Origin of the sequence: Dichotomicrobium thermohalophilum (assembly GCF_003550175.1) — a bacterium.
In the GTDB taxonomy this organism is placed as follows: domain Bacteria; phylum Pseudomonadota; class Alphaproteobacteria; order Rhizobiales; family Rhodomicrobiaceae; genus Dichotomicrobium; species Dichotomicrobium thermohalophilum.
The window spans coordinates 258,783-265,000 of sequence record NZ_QXDF01000001.1; the positions used below are offsets into that span (position 1 = coordinate 258,783).

Annotated in this window: 4 protein-coding genes; all 4 read right to left on the reverse strand. The window is 62.9% G+C overall.

Annotation, left to right across the window (positions count from 1 at the left end; translation table 11 throughout):
* Positions 1–96 precede the first annotated feature (96 nt).
* Complete coding sequence (locus BXY53_RS01205; protein ID WP_119060134.1) at positions 97–2,211, reverse strand: sodium-translocating pyrophosphatase; 2,115 nt, start codon at positions 2,209–2,211, stop codon at positions 97–99.
* A gap of 186 nt (positions 2,212–2,397) precedes the next feature.
* Complete coding sequence (gene thiL, locus BXY53_RS01210; RefSeq protein WP_119060135.1) at positions 2,398–3,402, reverse strand: thiamine-phosphate kinase; 1,005 nt, start codon at positions 3,400–3,402, stop codon at positions 2,398–2,400.
* 14 nt (positions 3,403–3,416) lie between these two features.
* On the reverse strand, positions 3,417–3,719 hold the full coding sequence (locus tag BXY53_RS01215; RefSeq protein WP_119060136.1) for a hypothetical protein: 303 nt from the start codon (positions 3,717–3,719) through the stop codon (positions 3,417–3,419).
* Positions 3,720–3,776: 57 nt separating this feature from the next.
* A complete protein-coding gene (locus BXY53_RS01220) occupies positions 3,777–5,774 on the reverse strand; it encodes a M23 family metallopeptidase (RefSeq protein ID WP_119060137.1) in 1,998 nt (665 codons plus the stop codon).
* Positions 5,775–6,218: the final 444 nt, after the last annotated feature.

Sequence of the window (6,218 nt, forward strand, 5' to 3'; positions counted from 1 at the left end):
GCCAAGCCGCAGCATTTTGCACGCAAAGCCTTGCCGCAAAAGAAAAAGCCGCGCTGCGAGAGCGCGGCTTTCCGTCGTTTCATGTGGCGCCGATGATCAGTGCGCCAGCACCGCAAGCAGCAGGAGTGCGACGATGTTGGTGATCTTGATCATCGGGTTCACCGCTGGTCCCGCCGTGTCCTTGTATGGGTCGCCGACAGTGTCGCCTGTGACCGCGGCCTTGTGCGCCTCGGAGCCCTTGCCGCCGAAGTGACCGTCCTCGATATACTTCTTGGCGTTGTCCCAGGCGCCGCCGCCGGCGGTCATCGAGATCGCCACGAACAGGCCGGTGACGATCACGCCCAGCAGCATCGCGCCGACCGCCGAGAACGCTGCCGACTTGTCTGCCACCGCGCCGATGACCAGGAACACCACGATTGGAGAGAGCACTGGCAGCATGGACGGGATCACCATCTCCTTGATCGCCGCCTTGGTCAGCATGTCGACGGCCGAGCTGTAGTCCGGCTTGTCCTTGCCTTCCATGATGCCCGGCTTCTCCTTGAACTGGCGGCGGACCTCCTCGACGATCTTGCCGCCGGCGCGGCCGACCGCCGTCATGCCCATCGCGCCGAACAGGTAGGGCAGCAGCCCACCGAAGAACAGGCCAACGACCACATATGGGTTCGACAGCGAGAAGTTGAGGTCGACCCCTTCGAAGTACGGGAAGTCCGCGGCGTTGGTGATGAAGAAGTTGAGGTCCTGCGTGTAGGCCGCAAACAGCACCAGCGCGCCCAGACCGGCCGAGCCGATCGCGTAGCCCTTGGTGACGGCCTTGGTGGTGTTGCCCACCGCGTCGAGGGCGTCGGTCGTGTCGCGCACGCCTTCCGGGAGGTCCGCCATCTCCGCAATGCCGCCGGCGTTATCCGTCACCGGGCCGAACGCGTCCAGCGCGACGACCATCCCCGCCAGCGCCAGCATGGTGGTCACCGCGATGGCGATGCCGAACAGGCCGGCGAGGTTAAAGGCCAGCAGGATACCCGCGATGATGACGATGGCCGGCAGCGCCGTCGCCTCCAGCGAGATCGCAAGGCCCTGGATGACGTTTGTGCCGTGACCCGTCTTCGACGCTTCCGCAATCGAGCGCACGGGCCGGAAGCCGGTCCCTGTGTAGTACTCGGTGATCACGATGAACAGGCCCGTGATGATCAGGCCGATCGCGCCGCAATAGAACAGCTCCGCGCCGGTGAAGCTGACGCCCGAAGCTGTCATCTGGGTGTCCATGCCGATGATGAGATCGGTCACGGGCCAAAGCGCCAGCAGCGACAGCGCACCCGTGGCGATGAAGCCCTTGTAAAGCGCGCCCATGATGCTCTGATCCGAACCCAGCCGGACAAAGAAGGTCCCTATGATCGAAGTGACGACGCAAAGCGCGCCGATTGCCAGCGGGTAGACCATCGCGGGGAACAGGATGTCCTGTCCGGAGAAGTAGATGGAGGCCAGGACCATCGTCGCGACAACTGTCACCACATAGGTCTCGAAAAGGTCCGCGGCCATGCCGGCGCAGTCACCGACATTGTCGCCCACGTTGTCCGCGATCGTGGCCGGGTTTCGCGGGTCGTCCTCGGGAATGCCGGCTTCCACCTTGCCGACCAGGTCACCGCCGACGTCCGCGCCCTTGGTGAAGATGCCGCCGCCGAGACGCGCGAAGATCGAGATGAGCGAAGCGCCGAAGCCGAGCGCCACAAGCGCGTCCACGATCGTCCGGTCTGTGAGTTCATAGCCGACCCCCAGCAGAACCGCGAAATAGACCGCTACGGCGAGCAGGGCCAGACCGGCCACGAGCATTCCTGTCACCGCGCCCGACTTGAAGGCGATGGAAAGACCGTCGGCGAGGCTCTGGCTCGCGGCCTGCGTTGTGCGCACGTTGGCGCGTACCGACACGATCATGCCGATGAAGCCAGCCGCGCCCGACAGCACGGCGCCGATCAGGAAGCCGATCGCCACGGGCAGGCCGAGAAGAAACAGCACGATCAGAAAAATGACGCCCCCGACGATGGCGATCGTCGTGTACTGACGCGACAGGTAGGCTTGAGCACCTTCCTGAATCGCGCCTGCGATTTCCTGCATACGAGCGTTGCCGGGGTCAGCGGCGAGCAGCTGACGTATGGTCAGCGCGCCATAAACGAGCGAAAGCAGACCGGCGGCAACGATAAGCCAGATCACGTTATCCATTGGAACCGTCCCGGGTATGATTATTGAAATCTGGGTGTTATTGAAGCCGCCGGGCGATCAAGATCGGTCCCGGCAGTTCGTCCCCCCCAAACATTTGGTTGCAGGCGTATGAATACGCCGCGCGAACCGGCCGGAACATGCCAAAATCGGTGTGGCAGTGCAACAAGGTTGCAGATTGCCCAAGCGCTAGGCGAAGTGCGTGTAGCCGGAATGCGCGAGATGCAGCGGCGCGCCATCGTTTCCGATCACGGTGACCGGGCTTGCCTCCTGCTGCGTGGCCGGGCCGGTAATCTCCCCGACGCAGTGGACAGGTGTGCCGGCTGCTTCAGCAGCGCCGCAGAGGGCATCGACGCGTTGCGGCGGCACGGTAAACAGGAGTTCGTAGTCGTCTCCCCCCGTCAGGATCGTTTCAAGGCAGTCGGGGTCGGCGTGGAGGCAATCACGCGCGGCCCGCGATAACGGAACATTCTCAACGCGCATGGTTGTGCTGACACCGGAGGTCCGGCAAAGCCGTGCGGCGTCGATCACGAGACCATCCGAAATGTCCAGTCCTGCGGTGGCAAAGTCGCGGACGACGCGCGCCAGGTTGGTGCGCGGTTGAGGCCGGCGATAGCGTGACAGCAGGTCGTTCTGTGCTTCCAGATCGAGGCCCCATTTGTCCGTTCGTTTGTCCTTGGTCGCGACGTAGAGGCCGAGGGCGGCGTCGCCGATTGTGCCGCTTGCATAGAGCAGATCGCCAACTCGCGCCGTGCTGCGTCGGACCATGCGGCCGGCGGGAACCGTTCCGAATGCGGCAATCGACAGCATGACAGCCGTCGGACTGCACGTTGTGTCCCCGCCAATGAGCTGAATGCCGTGAGCCTCCTGCAGAGCGGCCAGGCCGTCGCGAAAGCCCGCGAGCCAATTCGCCGAGGGCGGCGTCGGCAGACTGACCGACAATGTGTAGGCGAGCGGGTCAGCGCCTTTTCCTGCCAGATCGGACAGGTTCACGCCCAGCGCCTTTGCGGCAACATCTGCGGGCGGGTCGTCGGGCAGAAAATGCACCCCGGCAACCAGCGCATCGGTGGTCACCACGAGGTCCGTATCCGGCGGCGGTGCAAGCGCGGCAGCGTCGTCTTTCAGGTCAAAGGCGCCCGGCAAACCGGCAGCCAGCGGCGCGAAATAGGTGCGGATGATGTCTTCTTCATCCATGATTGCCTCGCCGCTCAGTCAGCGGCGCAAACCCGCGCCCGGCCCGTGCACCGCCACTCGTCTGCGCCAAGCAGGTTCGGGAAAGGCGCGCAAGCCAGATCGTTTCGCGTGACTTTGGCAAGGGTCTTTCCGCTGGTTTCGATCGAGGATTTCCGGGCCGCAATGGCACGATCCAGGCTTCGCTCTGCATAAGCGCGCGCGTTGGCCTGGCCGAGGCTCACGACGTCGCTGCTGACGGGAAAGCAAGTCTGGGCGGCCGCCGTGTCGGCAACCGAGATTGCGGCGAGGGCGGTCACGATAGTCACGCAGCGCAGCATGGCGGTCTCCGGGGTCGCAATGCGAACCCTTAGGCCAGACGTCAAAGCTGCGCAACGCTATTCGTTGACTGCCGCGACCTGCGTCTTGACTGGTGCTCGGCGCATCAGGTCGTCGATCCGCTTCTTTTCGCGCTTGAACTCGGCGAGCAGCCGGCCCTGGAGCTGTCGGCTGCTGCCAGTCGCGATCTTCATCGGGTCGGTGAACTTGTCATTCACCAGGACCTCATAGTGCAGATGCGGCCCGGTCGAGCGTCCCGTGGAGCCGATGTAGCCGATCACCTGCCCCTGTTTCACCTTCACCCCTTTGCGGATGCCCTTGGCGAATTTCTGCATGTGGGAGAACGTGGTCTTGTAGCCGTTCCCGTGCTTGAGGCGGATGTGTTTGCCGTAGCCGCCCTTGCGCCCCACGAAGACGACCGTTCCGTCGCCCGGCGCAAGGATCGGTGTTCCGCGCGGTGCGGCCCAGTCGGCGCCGGTATGCATCCGCCGGGTGCCCAGGATCGGGTGGCGGCGATAGCCGAAACCGGAGGTGAAGCGCGCGCCCTTGACCGGTTTGCGCATCAGGAACTTGCGCGAGTTCGAACCGTTCTCATCGTAAAAATCCACCTCGCCATTCGGCGTGCGATAGCGGTAATAGCGATGGGTTTCGCCGTCGACCGTGATCTCGGCGTAGAGCAGATTGCCAGGCTTTTCGATCCCGCTGGGCTCGCGCTCGACGTCGAAGAAGAAACGCATAGTGTCGCCAAAGCTGACTTTCTGTTTGAAGTCAACGTCATAGGCGAGTGTGCGCAGAAAGCGCTGAATGAGGTCGTGCGGCAGATCCTGGGTAATCGCCGCGTGGAAGATGCTCTTGTAGAGGGATGCGCGTGTTGAATAGCGACGCTCGCCGGAGTCCGAGTATGCGGCAATCTGCGTTTCGTCGCGCGTCGCTGCGTATTCGCCCGTGGATGTCTGCGTCACGCTGACAACATGCTTGTCGCCACTATACAGGCTTACGCGGATCGGCGCCCGACGCCCGCCGCCCGGAAGCCCCTTTTCATGCGTGAAACGCAGCTCCTGGCCAGCTTCAAGCTGAACGGCGCCGGGCACGGACTTCATGGCGTTCACAATCGCCTTGGCGTCGCGATCCCCCGCGCCGGCCTCGCTCAGCATCGCGTACAGCGTGTCGCCCGACTGCACCTTTTCGGCCGTGGTGGTGAAACGCTCCGTCGGTGCGGCGGCCGGCTCCGGCCGCTTTCTTACGACGGTGGTATTGGGACCGATGTCATCTTCCGCGGCCTCGACCAGGGGCGTTTCCGCGGCCGGCTCGTCGGGCGCGTTCTCGAACTCCGCGCCACTCTCGGCGAGCACCGCTGCGGCCTCTGCGACGAGCTGCTCGGCGCGTTCGGGCCCGATCTTGCGATCATCTATCATGACGAGGCGTTTGACGCGGATGTCGCTGTAGCTGAGAGCCACATTGTTCGACGCCATCTCGCGCGCCTTGGCCTCGGCGGATTGCTCGCCGACCGGGGTCTTGTTGGCGTAGAGCTCGAACGGGTCCAGCTTCGGGATGTCACCGGCGCCTTGCGGCAGCTCGGTGGCAAGAGAAGCCTCGATCAGCACATAAGGCTTGATCTCGATGAATTCGGTAGCGTCGCGTCGCATCACCACACTGTCGTGGATGATGTGGCTCGTCGTCACGCCTTTGGCCGTCAACTTGATGCGGTCCGTCTTCTGGCCGAAGGCGATTTCAGGCTGATCCTGTACGATCTTGCCGACCGGCTGGGGCTGCATAGCAGAGATGCCGGCTTTCTGGATGGAGGAGATGATGCCCTCGTCGCGCTCGAAATCCATTGAAGCGTAAACGACGACCGCGATGATGCAGAGGCCGGCGATGCCCACGAGGCAGGTCGAGACAATCCACTTCAGACGGGAAGCGACGCTGGCGTGCGTTTCTGGTGGGAGCGCGCCGCTCCGCTCTTCCGGCAGTTTGGACAGATAGACCTGGGGGAGCGTCTCGTGATCGCCAGTCCGCACGAGCGCCCTGGATGATGGCCGTTTCCGTTTCAGCATCATTCCCCCGTCTTAAATGTGTCCCCGTGCGTTCGTATTTACCCTCGAGCACGCCCGTTGGCGCGTTTAGCGGCACGTTGCAGGGCACTTCCGGGAACGCCTCGCCCTCTGCAAGAGCCGCAAGGTAAATCAAAAACCATTAAATTTTCCACATAATGCACAGGCGCTTGTTCCCTTGTGGAAAGCGCGATGCACCTTATATCCCGTGTTATGACGGCGCTGAAATTTTGACGCAAAAATTTTTGCGCCTGTTAACCCTTCCTTTAGAGATCAGGGTGTTATATACGCTTTGTGACGGCATGATGGTGCGCCACAGAGAGGCGTGGTCATGCCGGTGCCCTGACCGCCGAGACGGCACCCGGAAAAATTTTCCGGGAGGGCGTTGACAGGGGAAGGGGTAAACGCTAAGTTATGTGTCTGTCCGCGAGCGAGTTGATCGCAAAAACG

Coding starts and splice junctions, on each gene's coding strand:
- BXY53_RS01205 (WP_119060134.1), bottom strand. CDS start 2,211: ATGGATAACGTGATCTGGCTTATCGTTGCCGCCGGTCTGCTTTCGCTC.
- thiL (WP_119060135.1), bottom strand. CDS start 3,402: ATGGATGAAGAAGACATCATCCGCACCTATTTCGCGCCGCTGGCTGCC.
- BXY53_RS01215 (WP_119060136.1), bottom strand. CDS start 3,719: ATGCTGCGCTGCGTGACTATCGTGACCGCCCTCGCCGCAATCTCGGTT.
- BXY53_RS01220 (WP_119060137.1), bottom strand. CDS start 5,774: ATGATGCTGAAACGGAAACGGCCATCATCCAGGGCGCTCGTGCGGACT.